The sequence below is a fragment of the Afipia sp. GW822-FHT04G07 genome, from assembly GCF_058800765.1.
The window spans coordinates 524,919-541,125 of record NZ_JBXAMP010000001.1 but is presented as its reverse complement, the minus strand read 5'-3'; the positions used below and the strand labels follow the sequence as shown (position 1 = coordinate 541,125).

Genomic DNA, 16,207 nt, shown 5'->3' with positions numbered 1-16,207 from the left:
CTTGCCGCATCTGGAATTATCATGCGCCCCGAAATCGAACGCCTTGTCGAAGAGATCAAGCAGTCAGTCGGGCTGCTGAGGAGGCATCTTTGACGTCGATGCATCCACGGCGCGTCTCGCCGAACTGAACAAACTCGCCGAAGATCCGAATCTCTGGGATGACCCGCAAAAGGCTCAAAAGCTGATGCAGGAGCGGACCTCGCTTGAGGATCAGCTCGGGGGCATCGGCAAGACAGAGCGCGAACTCGAAGACCAGATCGGCATGATCGAACTCGGCGAAGCCGAGAAGGACGACGCCGTCGTTGCCGAAGCTGAAAATGCGCTCAAGGCCTTGAAGAAGGACGTCGCGCGGCAGGAGCTGGAGGCTCTGCTGTCCGGCGAGGCAGACAGATTCAACACCTACCTCGAAGTTCATGCCGGTGCCGGCGGCACCGAAAGCCAGGACTGGGCGTCTATGCTGCTGCGCATGTATACGCGCTGGGCGGAAAAGCGCGGCTTCAAGGTTGAGTATCTGGAAGAGACGCAGGGCGAAGAAGCCGGCATCAAATCCGCGACTGTCCAGATCAGCGGACACAATGCGTACGGCTGGCTGAAAACCGAAGGCGGCGTGCACCGGCTGGTGCGGATTTCGCCGTTCGACTCCAATGCGCGGCGGCACACCTCGTTTTCGAGCGTGGCGATTTTCCCGGTGGTCGACAATTCGATCAAGATCGACATCGCCGAGTCCGACGTTCGCGTCGACACCATGCGCTCGGGCGGCGCGGGCGGCCAGCACGTCAACAAGACGGAATCCGCGGTGCGGTTGACGCATATTCCGACCGGCGTTGCCGTGGTCTGTCAGGCGGGCCGTTCGCAGCACAAGAACAAGGCGCAGGCCTGGGACATGCTGCGTGCGCGCCTTTACGAGATCGAACTGAAAAAGCGCGAAGAGAAAGCGGCCGCCGATCAGGCCGCCAAGACGGACATCGGCTGGGGCCATCAGATCAGGTCGTATGTGCTGCAGCCCTATCAGATGGTGAAGGATCTGCGCACCGGGGTGCAGACGTCCGATACGCAGGGCGTGCTCGACGGCGACCTTGATGAATTCATGGCGGCAACGCTGGCGCAGAAGGCATTCGGCACGACGCCGGGCGCGATCGACGACGTGGATTAAACGCAGGCCCGGGTTGTCGGTAAGCGGGTGGTTTCACATCGGTCCGCCGCGTATGCCTCTGCACCATGACACAGGTACGGGCCAACTCATCAGCCGTTGAATTGCAGATCGATGCGCGCGACTGGTCGCGGCTGTTTTTCCTGTCGATGCTGTGGGGCGGCACGTTCTTCTTTACCGGCGTCGCGCTGAAGGAATTGCCGCCGCTGACGCTGGTGTTTTTGCGGCTGTCGATTGCGACCCTGATCCTGCTGCCGCTGCTCTGGATCAACGGAATCAGGTTTCCGGTGGGCATCGCGGGCTGGCGGCCTTTTGCGGTCATGGCGCTCATCAACAACGTGATCCCGTTCTCGCTGATCGTTATGGCGCAGACCTACATCCCGAGCGGGACGGCCTCGGTCGTCAACGCAACCACGCCGGTTTTCACGGTTCTAGTCGCAGCGGCTTTCGGCGCGGAGAAACTGATTCTTCGTCGTGTCTTGGGCGTGCTGCTCGGCTTGGTCGGTGTCGTCATCCTGAAGGGCTATGATTTCGATATCATGTCCCGACAGAGCATCGGCATCGGACTTTGCCTTGGGGCGACGCTCTTCTTCGGATTTTCGGCGCTGTGGGCGACGCGCAAGCTGGCCGGCTCGCCGCCTATCGGCACGGCGACGTTTCAATTGATTTCGGCGAGCCTGATGATGCTCGTTCTGGCGAGCATTTTCGATCGTCCGTGGCAATTGCAGATGCCCGGTCTAGGCACCTTATCCGCCATTCTTGGGCTGGCGTCTCTCTCGACGTCGCTAGCCTTCATCATCTTCTTTCAGATTGTCATCCGTTCCGGTGCGAGCAACGTGATGCTGGTGACGCTGCTCGTTCCAGTCAGCGCGATCCTGCTCGGATACTTCTTTCTAGGCGAGCGAATCGACACCCGAGAAATTATCGGCGCGCTCATCATCGGAAGCGCACTGCTGGTGATGGACGGGCGGGTGTTCCGGTTGCTCGGCCGGTCAAGCGTTGCCTGACCGAACCAGCCGTCATCCCTGGCTGAGGCGAATACCGGCGCGCAGGAATTTCTGCGGATCGACGGCGTCGCCGTCAATGCGGGTTTCATAGTGCAGGTGAGGGCCTGTCGAACGGCCCGTAGAGCCGACTGCGCCGATAACCTGGCCGATCTTGATCTGCTCGCCGACCTTAACGCCGATCTCGGACAGATGCCCGTAGCGCGTCGAGAGGCCATTGCCGTGATCAATCTCGATCATGCGGCCGTAGCCGCCTGCCCATCCGGCGTTGACGACCTTGCCGTTCGCCGTGGCGCGGACCGGATCGCCTGTGGACGCGCGGAAATCCAGCCCGCTGTGCATGGCGGGACGGCCGAGGAATGGATCGCTGCGCACGCCGAAGCCGGATGAAAATTCGACATTGCCAATGACCGGCTTGCGATACGGCACCAGCGACAGCGTGCGCGTGAGCTTGTCGACCTGCGCGCGCGTGAGGTGAATCCGATACATCTGCCGCTCGAAGGCTCCGGCATCGGAGGATGGCTTGGTCACCGGTATGAAAGGGCCTCCCATCCCGCCCTTGGGCGTTGCCGCTTCGAGCTGCGCCATATCAAGCCCGAGGTCCGTGATCACGCCGCGCATCCTGCGCATCCGCGATTCGTAACTGTCCTCGACCGAGGCCAAAGCCGCGGTCTGGCGGACTTCGACCTTGTCGAGCGCGGTCTGCAGCTTGACCAGCACGTTGTCGACGCCTTGAGATTGAGCGAATTCGGTGCGCGGCACCGAGGCGGGCGGCGTGCGGGATTCGAGTCGCGCCTCGCGATCCGGCGGCGTGACGAAAATCACTGTGTCGTTGATCGGCGAGGGCTTCGGCATCCCGGCGGGACCGCTCTCACCGGTCGCGCGCGAGGCGGGCTTGATCGAGCCTGTCGCGATCGTGTCGGGCATGGCGTTAAGCGCGGCGGCGCGCTGCTCGAGTTGCGCCTGCCGCCGCATGATCTGATTGAGCTTCTGATCGTATTGCTCCTGATCGAGCAACTGGCGGCTGGTGGTGCGATCAACGCGGGCGCGAAGCTCGGCGATGCGATCCTCGTAGGCGTACTGCATGTCGGCCTGACGAGCGATAAGCCGTGTCAGGACGTCATCGCGAAACGCAAAATAGGTGGCGGTTGCAGCGGACCAAGCGCCCATGACGACGATCGATCCCGCGACGATCCAAAAGACAACCGGTCCGAACCGCACGGCCTTGCCGTGATGGACGAGCGTGTAGCCGTTACGGTCCGGGCGATGATGGCCGTGCGCGGGTCTGCGCTGCGGTGCCTTCGCGTGGGCGGTGTGGTGTTGGGGATGATGGTCAGAATAGTGGCCGGAACGGTTCGACATCAGCACTCCCGCGCCGGCCGGAACGCACTCCGAACAGCTCAATGACGTGAGGCTGATTTGACCCCTTCATGGTTAATTTTCGGAAAACGGCGCCGGTTTTCCGGGCGATTTCCTACGTGACGCGCGCAGCCGCCAGCACCTCGTCGGCGTGGCCATCGACCCGCACGTTGCGCCAGATCCGAGCGATTTTACCGTTGCTGTCCACTAGAACTGTTGTCCGAACAATTCCCATGAATGTCTTGCCATACATCGATTTTTCGCCCCAGACACCGTAGGCCTTGAGCATTCCGAGTTTCTCGTCCGAGACTAGCGGCACGGTCAGTTCGTGCTTGTCGCGAAACTTCTCCTGCGCCGTCACGGCATCAGCGGACACGCCGAGAACGGCGGTCTGCGCCGCCGCGAAGGCGGTTGCGAGGCGGCTGAAGGCGATGGCCTCGAGGGTGCATCCCGGCGTGTCGGCGCGGGGATAGAAGAAGATCACCAGTTTTCGCCCCGCATAGTTCGCGAGTGAGACGAGTTGCCCGCCGTCGCGCGGCAACGAAAAGGCTGGGGCCGGATTGCCCTCGCTCAGGACCGCAATCTTGGGCACGGGTGTGACGGCGGACTCGATGCCGGACCGTTTTGATGTCTTCACCGCCGTCTTTTTGGAGGTAGCGCCCTTCGCTGGCGATCTCTTGGTTTTGGCCTTCTTGGAAGCCTTGCTGGCGGCGGAGGTCCGGGGACTTTTAGCCGCTGCCCGTTTGGCGGTCTTGGCTTTTGCGTCACCGGATTTTCCGGCGGATCGGCCAATGGCTGATTTGGACGATTTCTTACGGGTTTTCTTGGACATACGCCTTCCTTTCGTCGCTTTCAGCAGGGTATTTTGGGATTCGCGAGAGCCGCTGTCAGGCACCAGAAACGTGTTCTTCGACTGGGCAAATCTGACGTCTCCGGGGTATGGTGATCGCCAATATTGACTCCACGACTCTCAGGCCACCGGTCGAACCATTGACGACACCATAAACTAAGACTGGACCATTAGGCTGGCAGCATCGCCTTTGACGAAGTGAATATTCATTCGATGCCCGGCACGACCAGGCTGACCATAGTACCGAGAGGCAATGCCGAGTTCCGAGCCCCAAAAAGCCTTGGCAAAGGCCGTAGACGAGCACCGGCATTGGGATGATTCCGGATGGAATCACCACGACGATGCGGCGTGCGACCGTGCAGTCAGACTTCTGAACCGGCCAAGCATCGGAATTCATCGGGTCACAGACTGGTTTCGCGGAGTGCGCCGCTGGATCAGCGGCAGTCGATGGGTCGGGCGAACCGCTATCGGCCTGCTGTCGCTGGGCGTGGTTTTCGCAGCGGGCTTCGGTGCGCTGTGGCTCAGGCTCGGTGCGGGTCCCGTCAATCTCGACGTCATGACGCCATGGCTGGCATCGGCGATCGAGGAAAATCTTGGACACGATCATACCGTTGAAGTCGGAGGCACGCAGATCGAGCGCGCCGGCCGCGTCAGGATAGCCGTCCGGCTGCGTGACATCGTGGTGCGGGATCATGACCGCAATATCGTCGCCAGCGCGCCGAAGGCGGAAGTGCGGCTCTCGGGCTCGGCGCTGCTCACAGGACATCTCCGTGCTGAAACGCTTCGCCTGGTCGGCGCGGAGCTTGCGGTACGCATCACGCCGGACGGTCGCGTGATTGTCTCTACGGGTCAAAGCAACAGCCCGCTCGCGACGGGAAAGGTTGCGGTCAAGCCCGCGGCGCAAGCCGCCTCGACACCTGCGCCGCTGCCGTTCCAGGCATCGCCGGCTCCGCCGACCGTCTCGGCGACCTCCGCTGCGGCCTCGAATGGTGCCGGGGGCTTGCTCGCTGCACTGGACTGGCTCGACAGCCTTAGTGCCAAAGGTCTCGACGGCCAAAGCCTCAACGAGATCGGGTTGCGCAACGGCGGATTGACGGTCGAGGATCAGCGCAACGGCGGCGTCATTAATTTCACGAATATCAGCCTCAGCCTGCGGCGGCCGCCCGGCGGCGGCGCTGCATTGAGCGTTGGCGAAGAAGGCAAGAATGGCTGGGAACTGAAGGTCGCCGTGGGCGCGCCGTCGAACGGCGTCCGGTCGATCGACATTAGCGCCAACAAGGTTCCAACCAACAACCTGCTGCTCGCCGCCCGCTTGAAGGATTTCACTTATGCGGCGGACATGCCGCTCAGCGGCGAATTCAAGGGCGAGATCGGCCGCGATGGACTGCCAACATATTTCCGGGGCGAGATTGTCGCGGGCAAGGGCACTATCGTCGACCTGAACGTGCCGGACTATCCGATGGTGATCGACCACGCCGACGCACGCGTCGAGTGGGATGCCGGCCGCCGCGTCATGGTCGCACCGTTTCACATCTACGCAGGCGCCAACCGCATCACGATGCTCGCGCATCTCGAGCCGCCCAACGACACCATCCCGAACTGGCAGCTCGGTCTCAGTGGCGGAACGATCTTGCTGGCGGGAGAGAACGGCGAAAGCCCGTCGATCTTCAACCGCATCGCGATCCGTCTGCGGTTCGACACCGAAAACCGCCGCGTGCTGATGACCCAGTGCGACATCAGCAACGGCGAGATCGGAATCGCCGGTTCCGGAAGCATCGACTATTCCGGCGAGGCGCGGTTGACGCTCGGAATGGCGGCGACGCCGATGCCCGTCTCGGTGTTGAAGCGCATCTGGCCGGTTCTTGTCGTGCCTGAAGTGCGGGAATGGCTGAATGAACGTGTCGATCGCGGAACGGTCCAGCGGCTCGATATCGCGGTAAATGCGCCCCTTCATACACTCGTGCGTGGCGGTCCGCCGATTCCGGACGACGGCCTGTCGGTGAATTTCGCCGCGAGCGGCCTGACGATCCGTCCCGTCGACGACATGCCGTCGGTCCGCGATGCGGACATGAAGGGACGCGTCAGCGGCCGGACCGTCAATGTCACGGTGGGCCAGGGTGCGGTGGACACGCCGGCAGGGCGGCGGCTCAACATTTCGGATCTGCTGTTTGAGGTGCCCGATCTCGCGCCCAAGCCGGCGCCCACGCGTGTGCGCTTTCGTCTCGACGGCCCGGTGCCTGCGGCGGCGGAAATCCTGCAATCGGAGCGGCTGCGCGACGTCGGAGACACGACCATCGACCCCAATTCGAGCAAGGGCACGATCTCGGCAATCGTGACGCTCGCGATGCCGCTGAAGAACGCGCTGACGAAAGCCGACACGACCTATTCGATCAATCTCGATCTGGGTGCGCTGGCCGTAGACAAGCTCGCCATGAATCAAAAACTCGAAGCGAACTCGCTCAAGGTCGTGGCTGACAATCAGGGCTATCGCGTGAAGGGCGACGTCAAGATCGGCGGTCAGCCCGCCGCGCTGGATTATCGCAAGAACAACGAAGGCGATGCCGACGTGCGGGTCGCCGCCATCCTCGACGATGCCGCCCGCGCGCGTCTTGGCGTTGACCTCGGATCAGGCGTCAGCGGCAACATTCCCGTCAAGCTGACCGGAAAGATCGCCGGCGGCGACGGCGACAATCGCTTCGGTGTCGAGGCCGATCTGACCGCTGCTCGTATCGACAACGTGTTGCCCGGCTGGACCAAGGTTGCGGGCAAATCCACGAAGATCACATTCAACGTCGTGCAGAAACCTCAGGGCACGCGTTTCGAGGACATTGTCATCGAGGGCAACGGGACCTCGATCAAGGGTACGCTTGAAGTCGATGACAAGAACGATCTGGTAAGCGTGTCGTTTCCGACGTTCGCCCCGTCGGAAGGTGACAAGGCAAACCTGAAGGCTGAGCGTGCTCCGGACGGGACGCTCAAGGTCACGATGCGCGGCGACGTGTTCGACGGTCGCGGCTTCATTAAAAGCGCGATGTCGGGCAGGGATCAGACCACAAAGGAAAAGTCGAAGAGCTTCGACATCGATATCGACGCGAAGCTCGGCGCGCTTGCGGGCTATTATGGCGAAGCCATTCGCAGTGTCGATCTGAAGCTATCCCGTCGAAATGGAGCGATCAGATCGTTCTCGCTCACGGGCAAGCTGGGACGCGACACGGCCTTGATCGGCGATCTGCGCGGACGCGCGCAGGGACGCGATGTGATGTATCTCGAAACAAACGACGCCGGTGCGTTCTTCCGGTTCAGCGACACCTACGCCAAGATGAACGGCGGCAAGATGTGGCTCGCAGTCGATCCGCCGACGGCGGAGTCCTCGCCGCAGGAAGGATTGCTGAATGTCCGCGATTTCACCATCAAGGGCGAAGCGGCGCTTGATAGAGCGGTCGCCAATGCGCCCGGCGCTAACTCACAGGGCGTTGGTTTCTCGGGCATGCGCGCAGAGTTTACCCGGCAGAGCGGCCAGTTGCGGGTCAAGGACGGCATTCTTCGCGGTCCGACAATCGGCGCGACCATCGAAGGGATCATCGATTACCCCGTCAATCAGGTGAAGATGAGCGGCACGTTCGTTCCGCTGTTCGGCCTGAACAACATGTTCGGGCAGATTCCGATTGTCGGTTTGTTTTTGGGCGGCGGCAGCAACGAAGGCTTGATCGGAATTACCTACGAAGTCGTCGGCACGCCCGGCGCGCCGGTTCTACGGGTCAATCCGATTTCAGCGATGGCGCCCGGCGTATTCCGCAAGATATTCGATTTCAATACCGGCAAGCAAAACGTTCCCGCCGATTTTGCCACGCCCAACAATTGATGGCCGACTTTCGCCAAAGGTCAGACATTCCGTTTTGTCGGCCATGTCGTGAAGCCGGGACGCACGCTTGTCGTCTCGGAAGGTCATGCCTATGCCAACATGACGGTCGCGAGAAGCTGATCGCCACCATGTCGGCAACCATGATGACGATGGTTAGCCGAGGCTAGGGTCGAGCGGCGATTACACCGGTTTCAGCAACACGTGCTTCTTGCGGCCCATCGACAGCTTCACTACGCCTTCCGGCGTGAGATCCTTCGGCGTCAGAACCATCTTTTCGTCGGTGACCGGAACGTCATTGACGCGCAGCCCGCCGCCCTTGATCTGACGCCGCGCCTCGCCATTCGATGCAACGAGACCTGCCCTGACGAACAGTCCCAGGACGGACGCGCCAGCATCGAGTTCGGCGCGGGGGATTTCCAGCGTCGGCAGATCGTTGGCGATAGCACCTTCCTCAAAAGTCTTCCGCGCGGTCTCGGAAGCTGCCTCGGCCGCCTCGCGGCCGCGAATAAGCGCCGTCGCTTCTGTGGCGAGCACTTTCTTCGCCTCGTTGACGTCCTGACCCTTGAGCGCGGCGAGCTTCGCGATCTCGTCGAGCGGCAGCAGCGTAAAGAGCTTCAGGAAACGCTCGACGTCGCCGTCTTCCGTATTGCGCCAGAACTGCCAGTAGTCGTAGTGGCTGAGCAAGTCGGCGTTGAGCCATACCGCGCCCGCTGCGGTCTTCCCCATCTTCGCGCCGGATGACGTCGTCAGAAGAGGGCACGTCAGCGCGTACAGTTGATGCGTCCCCATGCGACGGCCGAGATCGATGCCGGTGACGATGTTGCCCCATTGGTCCGAGCCGCCCATCTGGAGGTTGCATCCGTAGCGTCGGGACAATTCGACGTAATCGTACGATTGCAGGATCATGTAATTGAATTCGATGAACGAAAGCTCCTGCTCGCGCTCAAGGCGCATTCTCACCGAGTCCATGGTCAGCATGCGGTTGATCGAGAAATGCCTTCCGATGTCACGAAGCATCTCGATGTAATTGAGGGCGGTCAGCCATTCGGCATTGTCGGCCATCACTGCGTCGCTCTTGCCGGAACCAAAGCGAATGAGTTTCGTAAAGGTTCCCTTGATCGATTCCTTGTTGGCGTCGATCTGATCGTACGTCAGGAGCTTGCGCGTCTCGTCCCGGCCTGACGGGTCGCCGACCCGGGTGGTGCCGCCACCCATCAGCACGACAGGCTTGTTGCCGGTCTGTTGAAGCCAGTGCAGCATCATGATCGAGAGCAGGTGGCCGACATGCAGCGAGGACGCGGTGCAGTCATATCCGATATAGGCTTTCACCTCGCCCTTGGCGGCCAGTGCATCGAGGCCGGCGGCATCCGACATCTGGTGGATGAACCCGCGGCTTTGCAGGGTTTTGAGGAAATCGGATTGATAGGCGCTCATGAAGGCACTCTTTAACGATTTGGCTATTTAGCGTTGTATTTGGGCCTGTGGTGTAACAGGTCCGGCGTCGGATTCAACCGAGGAGAGGCCCTTGATGAAGGCGATCGGACTGATGAGCGGCACGTCGCTTGATGGCGTGGATGTGGCGCTGATCGAGACGGACGGCGAGGGCATCGGTGCGTTTGGGCCGGCAGGCTACCGCGCCTATTCCGACAGCGAGCGTAATCTGTTGCGCAAGGCGCTTGCCGACGCGGTGTCCATAACGGCCCGTGATGCGCGCCCCGGCGCTCTCGCCGCCGGCGAACAATTGGTAATGCACGCGCACGCCGAGGCGGTCGAGAGTTTCCTGAAAGCAAACAGCCTCTCGCGCGAGGCCATCGATATTGTCGGCTTTCACGGGCAGACGGTGCTGCATCGCCCCGATCAGAGATTGACCGTGCAGATCGGTGACGGCGCGGCGCTGGCGGCGAAACTCGGCTTGCCGGTGGTGTTCGATCTGCGTGCGGCGGACGTGGCGATGGGTGGCCAAGGCGCCCCATTGGTTCCGATCTATCATCGTGCGCTGGTGCGAATGCTGGAACGCGGCGGTCCAACGGTCGTGGTGAATATCGGCGGTGTGGCCAACATCACCTACATCGATGGTGATACGCTGATAGCCTGCGACACCGGGCCCGGTAATGCATTGCTCGACGATTTCATGCTGCGCCGGACAGGCGAGGCGGTTGATCGCGACGGACGCACTGCAGCCAAGGGGCGCGCCGATGTGGCGTGGATCGCGCAGGCATTGAACCGTCCATTCTTCGCCAAACCGCCGCCGAAGTCGCTCGACCGAAACGATTTCGCGACGCTGACCGCCGATGGCATGAGCACGGAAGACGGCGCTGCGACGCTGACGGCCTTTACTGCGGCTTCGATCGCGATGATCGCGCCGATGTTGCCGAACCTGCCCACCCACTGGATTGTGGTTGGAGGCGGCGCGAGCAATCCGACGCTCATGCGAATGCTTGGCGAGCGCCTGGCGCCAGCCGCAGTCACGCGCGGCAGCGATCTCGGATGGTCCGGCGACGCCATCGAAGCGCAGGCTTTCGCCTATATGGCCGTTCGGAGCCTCAAGGGTTTGCCGCTGACGTTTCCGGGAACGACCGGTGTGCCCGCGCCGCTGACCGGGGGTGTCCTCGCGAAACCGTGATTACATGCATTTGCATCTATCTTGACGGCGGCGGTTCGCGCCGCCTATAAAGATGCAAGTGCATTAATCGAGATTCCCATGCAGATCGCAGAGGCCATGTTTTTGGCTACCCAGCTGTTTTTGAGCGCGCGCGGCGCCGTTCGCGTGACGCGTTGCCGTGTGTCGAAAGCGATCCGCGACGTTCGCAGTTCCGGAGACGACCAATGACCGAGAAGCTCAAACTCATCAGTCACAAACTGTGCCCCTATGTTCAGCGCGCCGTGATTGCTCTGAAAGAGAAAGGCGTGCCGTTCGAACGAATCGATATCGATCTGGATAACAAGCCCGACTGGTTTCTGAAAATTTCCCCGCTCGGCAAGGTGCCGGTGCTGCAAGTCGGCGACAAGGCTGTCTTCGAATCGGCGGTCATTCTTGAATACCTCGAAGAGACCCTTACCAATCCGCTGCATCCGAAAGATCCGCTGACCCGCGCCGAGCATCGCGCGTGGATGGAATTCGGCTCGGCCGTGCTGGGCGACGTCTGGGGATTGGAGACGGTGACCGACGAAGCCGCGTTCAACGTGAAGGTGAAGCAGGCGACGGACAAGTTTGCGCGGCTGGAGTCGCGGCTTGTTGCAGGGCCATGGTTCGACGGCGACACGTTCTCGCTGGTCGATGCGGTGTTCGCGCCCGTGTTCCGTTACTTCGATACGATCGATGCGATCGGAGATTTCGGCATTCTCGCCGACAAGCCGAAGATCGCGCGCTGGCGCAAGAGCCTGCGCGAGCGGGCGTCAGTCCGCGATGCGGTGAGCGCCGAATACCCGGCGTTGCTGACTGCGTTCATGAAGAAGCACAAGTCGTACCTTTCCCAGCTGGATCAGCGCGCCGCTGCTTAAGGGCGCTAGTCCAGTTACAAGAATGGCGCGGAATGATCCCTCATCCGCGCCATTTTGTTTTGAAATGCGATTGTCGTCAGCGGACGTTGGCGAGCCGCATGTCGAGATAGGACGTCACCGATTCCATCAGCGGCTCCATCTTGTCGACGAAGAAGTGGTTGGCGCCCGGAATGACCTGCTGATCGATCACGATGCCCTTCTGGGTCTTGAGCTTCTCCACCAGCGTCGTGACGTCCTTCGCCGGCGCCACGATGTCCTTGTCGCCATGAACGATCAGGCCGGACGATGGGCAGGGTGCAAGGAACGAGAAGTCGTAACGGTTCGGCTCAGGCGCGATCGAGATGAAGCCTTCGACCTCGGGACGCCGCATCAGAAGCTGCATGCCGATCCATGCGCCGAACGAAAAGCCCGCGACCCAGCAGGCGCGCGCTTCGGGATTGATGGTCTGTGCCCAGTCGAGCGCCGACGCGGCATCCGACAATTCGCCGGTGCCGTGGTCGAACTGGCCCTGACTGCGGCCGACGCCGCGGAAGTTGAAGCGCAGCACCGAGAAGCCGCGCGCCACGAAGGCGTAATAGACCTGATACACGATCGGGTGATTCATGTTGCCCTGGAACTGCGGGTGCGGATGCAGCACCATCGCGATGGGCGCGTTCTTTTGCTTCGCCGGGTGATAGCGGCCTTCAAGACGGCCGGCAGGGCCGGTGAAAATAACCTCAGGCATCAAAGTTCCTTTGAAGCATCGTTGTACGGGCCGGCTGGCCGATGCAAACGGGATATGTCTCGCGGTTTGTCATACGCGCGGCATGGCGCGGTGAACGGGTGCCGCGTTCTAGCATGGGGCAAGGGGCAAAAAGCAAGCATATTGAGCCAGCGCGGCTCCCGTGTTCGGCCCGAATTGCTGCTTATTTTCATGCAATTGTGAGCTAAACCCACGCGGTCCCACGCTTGGGATTACGCTGGATCATCGGACATCATGGGTAAGCGGGTCTATCTCGACTGGAATGCGACAACGCCGCTGCGACCGGAAGCCCGCGCCGCGATGGCCGCCGCGTTCGACGTCAGCGGCAATCCGTCGTCGGTCCACAGCGAAGGCCGTGCAGCCCGCAAGCTGGTGGAGGACGCGCGCGCCGCAATCGCCGCTGCTGTCGGCGGCGATGTGCGCAACGTCGTCTTCACCTCGGGCGGAACGGAAGCCAATGCACTGGCGCTGAGTCCCGGTTTGCGCCGGGGCGGCGGAGACGCCGCGCAGCGACTGATCGTCTCGGCCATCGAGCATCCCTCGGTCCTTGCGGGCGGACGATTCGGCCAGGCATCGATCGAACTCGCGCCGGTACTGGCCTCGGGCGTCATCGACCTCGATGGTCTGAGGAGCCTGCTGGCCGGCCAGCCCCCGGCGCTGGTCTCGGTCATGCTGGCCAACAACGAGACCGGGGCGATTCAGCCGATTGCCGAGGTTGCCGCTCTCGTCCACGAGGCCGGCGGAATCCTGCATGTTGATGCGGTGCAGGCGTTGTCGAAAATACCAATTAATATCAAAGCGCTGGGAGCCGATATTCTCACGGTTTCTGGGCACAAGGTCGGCGGCCCCAAGGGGGTCGGCGCAGTGGTCGTGGCCGAGGGTCTGTTCGGCCTGCAAGCACAGGTGCGTGGCGGCGGGCAGGAACAGGGTCGCCGAGCGGGAACCGAGAATGTCACCGGGATCGCCGGGTTTGGAGCGGCCGTGACGGCGGCGATGGCATCCGCCGACGCCAATGCGGCTCGGATGAAGGCGCTTCAGGCGCGGCTTGAGGCGGGTCTGAGGGCGCATCCGGGAACCGTGATTTTCTCGGATGCCGTTCCGAGACTGCCGAACACCACGCTGGTATCCGCGCCCGGCATGAAGGCGGAAACCGCTGTCATTGGCTTCGATCTCGAAGGCGTCGCCGTCTCATCTGGATCGGCCTGTTCCTCAGGTAAGGTGCAGCCGTCCCACGTATTGCAGGCGATGCGGGCCGATCCGGCTCTGGTCAACGGAGCTATTCGCCTCAGTCTGGGCTGGAACACCTCCGAAGCGGACGTCGATTGGTGCCTTGAGGCTTGGATAAAGCTCTCAGGTGTATTAGGTAAGGCTCATGCAATCGGGCTTGAACGGTTCTAACCTTCACGCATTGCGTGCATTCCAGTCCGATACAACTTACGCGGTTCCACCGCGGTCCTTGAAACCGCGAGCGGAGGATTTAAATGGCGGCCGTACAAGAGACGGTCGATCGGGTTCGCCAGATCGACGTCGATCAATACCGTTATGGATTCGAGACCATCATCGAATCCGAGAAGGCTCCAAAGGGTCTTTCGGAAGACACTGTCCGATTCATCTCAGCGAAGAAGAACGAGCCGGAGTGGATGCTTGAGTGGCGTCTCGAGGCTTATCGCCGCTGGCTGACCATGGAAGAGCCGACCTGGGCGCGCGTCGATTATCCGAAGATCGATTATCAGGATCTCTATTACTACTCCGCGCCGAAGAAGAAGGAGTTGGCTTCGCTCGACGAAGTCGATCCTGAAATTCTCAAGACGTACGAGAAGCTCGGTATTCCGCTGCGCGAGCAGGAAATGCTCGCCGGCGTTGTGCGCCGGGACGCCGATGGCAACGAACTGGCCGAACGCCGCGTCGCCGTCGATGCCGTGTTCGACTCGGTGTCGGTAGCGACCACGTTCCAGGCCGAGCTGAAGGCAGCCGGCGTGATCTTCATGCCGATCTCGGAAGCGATCCGCGAGCATCCCGATCTCGTGAAGAAATATCTCGGCACCGTGGTGCCGACTTCCGACAACTATTTTGCGACGCTGAACTCGGCTGTGTTCTCGGACGGCTCATTCGTCTACGTGCCGCCGGGCGTGAAGTGCCCGATGGAGTTGTCGACCTACTTCCGTATCAACGAGCGCAACACCGGCCAGTTCGAGCGCACGCTGATCATCGCCGACAAGGGCGCTTACGTCTCTTATCTCGAAGGTTGCACCGCGCCTCAGCGCGACGAAAACCAGTTGCACGCCGCCGTGGTCGAACTCGTCACCCATGACGATGCCGAGATCAAATACTCGACGGTGCAGAACTGGTATCCGGGCAACTCGGAAGGCAAGGGCGGCATCTACAACTTCGTCACCAAGCGTGGTGACTGCCGCGGCAAGAATTCCAAGATTTCGTGGACGCAGGTGGAGACCGGCTCGGCGATAACCTGGAAATATCCGAGCTGCATCCTGCGCGGCGACAATTCGCGTGGCGAGTTCTACTCGATCGCTATTTCGAACGGTTACCAGCAGGTCGATTCCGGCACCAAGATGATTCATCTGGGCAAGAACACGACCAGCCGCATCATCTCGAAGGGTATCGCCGCGGGCGTCTCGCAGAATACCTATCGCGGCCTTGTCACCGCTCACAAGAAGGCAACGAACGCGCGCAACTTCACCGCGTGCGATTCGCTGCTGATCGGCGACAAGTGCGGCGCGCATACCGTGCCGTATATCGAAGCCAAGAACTCATCGACGTTGTTCGAACACGAAGCGACCACGTCGAAGATTTCCGAAGACATGCTGTTCTATTGCGTGCAGCGCGGACTTTCGCAGGAAGAGGCCGTGGCGCTCGTCGTCAATGGTTTCGTCAAGGACGTGTTGCAGCAATTGCCGATGGAGTTTGCGGTCGAGGCGCAGAAGTTGATCTCGATCTCGCTGGAAGGAAGTGTTGGATGACCGCGTTGCTTGAAGTCAAAGGCCTCAAGGTTCAGGTGGAAGATAACGAGATTCTGCATGGTCTCGATCTCACCGTGAATCAAGGTGAAGTTCACGCCATCATGGGGCCGAACGGCTCCGGCAAGTCGACGCTTTCGCATGTCATCGCCGGTAAGCCGGGCTATGATGTGACCGCCGGCGAAATCCTGTTCCGTGGCGAAGACCTGCTTGAGATGGCGCCGGACGTGCGCGCCGCCAAGGGCGTGTTTCTCGCGTTCCAGTATCCGGTGGAAATTCCCGGCGTCACCACGATGAATTTCCTGCGCACCGCGCTGAACGCGCAGCGCAAGGCGCGCGGCGAGCCGGAATTTCTGGTGCCGGACTTTTTGAAGAAGGTGCGCTCTGTCGCTGAATCGCTCAACATCCCGATGGACATGCTGAAGCGCGGCGTCAACGTCGGGTTCTCCGGCGGAGAAAAGAAGCGCAACGAAGTGCTGCAGATGGCGCTGTTCCAGCCGAGCCTGTGCATCCTCGACGAAATGGATTCAGGGCTGGACATCGACGCGCTGCGTGTCGCGGCTGACGGCGTCAACGCGTTGCGCTCGAAGGAGCGCGCGATGGTGGTCATCACCCACTATCAGCGCCTGCTGAACTACATCGTGCCGGACTTCGTCCACGTCATGTCCAAGGGGCGCGTCGTGAAGAGCGGCGGCAAGGAACTGGCGCTGGAGCTGGAGAAGTCCGGTTACGCGCAGTTCGAAGACAAGGCAGCGTAATCCATT

General features: G+C 61.3%; 12 protein-coding genes. 8 read left to right on the top strand and 4 right to left on the bottom strand.

The window, feature by feature from the left end:
• Positions 1-21 precede the first annotated feature (21 nt).
• Together prfB and AC1RKJ_RS02595 are read left to right on the top strand one after the other, a co-directional pair.
• Positions 22-1,153, top strand: a protein-coding gene (gene prfB, locus AC1RKJ_RS02600) for a peptide chain release factor 2 (RefSeq protein ID WP_492789341.1) whose coding sequence is annotated in 2 segments (ribosomal slippage) — positions 22-90 and positions 92-1,153 — 1,131 coding nt in all. Because the reading frame shifts where the segments join, the coding sequence is not laid out codon by codon here.
• Positions 1,154-1,218: 65 nt separating this feature from the next.
• Entirely contained in the window at positions 1,219-2,157 is a 939-nt protein-coding gene (locus tag AC1RKJ_RS02595) for a DMT family transporter (RefSeq protein ID WP_492789340.1), read from the top strand.
• 12 nt (positions 2,158-2,169) lie between these two features.
• Here the strand turns inward: AC1RKJ_RS02595 and AC1RKJ_RS02590 are convergent, their stop codons facing one another.
• Both AC1RKJ_RS02590 and AC1RKJ_RS02585 read right to left on the bottom strand, forming a co-directional pair.
• Positions 2,170-3,516: a peptidoglycan DD-metalloendopeptidase family protein gene (locus tag AC1RKJ_RS02590; protein ID WP_492789339.1), complete on the bottom strand. Its 1,347-nt coding sequence runs from the start codon at positions 3,514-3,516 to the stop codon at positions 2,170-2,172.
• 112 nt (positions 3,517-3,628) lie between these two features.
• On the bottom strand, positions 3,629-4,345 hold the full coding sequence (locus AC1RKJ_RS02585; protein ID WP_492789338.1) for a peroxiredoxin: 717 nt from the start codon (positions 4,343-4,345) through the stop codon (positions 3,629-3,631).
• A 271-nt stretch (positions 4,346-4,616) separates the two neighbouring features.
• Between AC1RKJ_RS02585 and AC1RKJ_RS02580 the strand changes: the two genes are divergently transcribed.
• The gene (locus AC1RKJ_RS02580; RefSeq protein ID WP_492789337.1) at positions 4,617-8,225 is read left to right on the top strand and encodes a YhdP family protein; all 3,609 of its coding nucleotides are present in this window, start codon (positions 4,617-4,619) and stop codon (positions 8,223-8,225) included.
• Positions 8,226-8,405: 180 nt separating this feature from the next.
• On the opposite strand, the gene tyrS is transcribed toward AC1RKJ_RS02580, so the two are convergent.
• The gene (tyrS, locus tag AC1RKJ_RS02575) at positions 8,406-9,659 is read right to left on the bottom strand and encodes a tyrosine--tRNA ligase (protein WP_492789336.1); all 1,254 of its coding nucleotides are present in this window, start codon (positions 9,657-9,659) and stop codon (positions 8,406-8,408) included.
• Positions 9,660-9,750: 91 nt separating this feature from the next.
• Between tyrS and AC1RKJ_RS02570 the strand changes: the two genes are divergently transcribed.
• A complete protein-coding gene (locus tag AC1RKJ_RS02570) occupies positions 9,751-10,848 on the top strand; it encodes an anhydro-N-acetylmuramic acid kinase (RefSeq protein WP_492789335.1) in 1,098 nt (365 codons plus the stop codon).
• Between the two features lie 203 nt (positions 10,849-11,051).
• Entirely contained in the window at positions 11,052-11,726 is a 675-nt protein-coding gene (locus AC1RKJ_RS02565) for a glutathione S-transferase family protein (RefSeq protein WP_492789334.1), read from the top strand.
• A gap of 76 nt (positions 11,727-11,802) precedes the next feature.
• Here the strand turns inward: AC1RKJ_RS02565 and AC1RKJ_RS02560 are convergent, their stop codons facing one another.
• The gene (locus AC1RKJ_RS02560; RefSeq protein WP_006020406.1) at positions 11,803-12,450 is read right to left on the bottom strand and encodes an alpha/beta hydrolase; all 648 of its coding nucleotides are present in this window, start codon (positions 12,448-12,450) and stop codon (positions 11,803-11,805) included.
• A 252-nt stretch (positions 12,451-12,702) separates the two neighbouring features.
• Between AC1RKJ_RS02560 and AC1RKJ_RS02555 the strand changes: the two genes are divergently transcribed.
• The 3 genes from AC1RKJ_RS02555 (at position 12,703) to sufC (ending at position 16,201) form a co-directional block, all read left to right on the top strand.
• Complete coding sequence (locus AC1RKJ_RS02555) at positions 12,703-13,866, top strand: cysteine desulfurase family protein (RefSeq protein WP_492789333.1); 1,164 nt, start codon at positions 12,703-12,705, stop codon at positions 13,864-13,866.
• Between the two features lie 83 nt (positions 13,867-13,949).
• Positions 13,950-15,446: a Fe-S cluster assembly protein SufB gene (sufB, locus tag AC1RKJ_RS02550; protein ID WP_492789332.1), complete on the top strand. Its 1,497-nt coding sequence runs from the start codon at positions 13,950-13,952 to the stop codon at positions 15,444-15,446.
• Positions 15,443-16,201 carry a Fe-S cluster assembly ATPase SufC gene (gene sufC / locus AC1RKJ_RS02545; RefSeq protein ID WP_492789331.1) on the top strand — a complete coding sequence of 253 codons (759 nt, stop codon included), beginning with the start codon at positions 15,443-15,445 and terminating at the stop codon, positions 16,199-16,201. The genes sufB and sufC overlap by 4 nt, the downstream gene beginning before the upstream one ends.
• Positions 16,202-16,207 lie beyond the last annotated feature (6 nt).

Coding starts and splice junctions, on each gene's coding strand:
- AC1RKJ_RS02595 (WP_492789340.1), top strand. CDS start 1,219: ATGACACAGGTACGGGCCAACTCATCAGCCGTTGAATTGCAGATCGAT.
- AC1RKJ_RS02590 (WP_492789339.1), bottom strand. CDS start 3,516: ATGTCGAACCGTTCCGGCCACTATTCTGACCATCATCCCCAACACCAC.
- AC1RKJ_RS02585 (WP_492789338.1), bottom strand. CDS start 4,345: ATGTCCAAGAAAACCCGTAAGAAATCGTCCAAATCAGCCATTGGCCGA.
- AC1RKJ_RS02580 (WP_492789337.1), top strand. CDS start 4,617: ATGCCGAGTTCCGAGCCCCAAAAAGCCTTGGCAAAGGCCGTAGACGAG.
- tyrS (WP_492789336.1), bottom strand. CDS start 9,659: ATGAGCGCCTATCAATCCGATTTCCTCAAAACCCTGCAAAGCCGCGGG.
- AC1RKJ_RS02565 (WP_492789334.1), top strand. CDS start 11,052: ATGACCGAGAAGCTCAAACTCATCAGTCACAAACTGTGCCCCTATGTT.
- AC1RKJ_RS02560 (WP_006020406.1), bottom strand. CDS start 12,450: ATGCCTGAGGTTATTTTCACCGGCCCTGCCGGCCGTCTTGAAGGCCGC.
- AC1RKJ_RS02555 (WP_492789333.1), top strand. CDS start 12,703: ATGGGTAAGCGGGTCTATCTCGACTGGAATGCGACAACGCCGCTGCGA.
- sufB (WP_492789332.1), top strand. CDS start 13,950: ATGGCGGCCGTACAAGAGACGGTCGATCGGGTTCGCCAGATCGACGTC.
- sufC (WP_492789331.1), top strand. CDS start 15,443: ATGACCGCGTTGCTTGAAGTCAAAGGCCTCAAGGTTCAGGTGGAAGAT.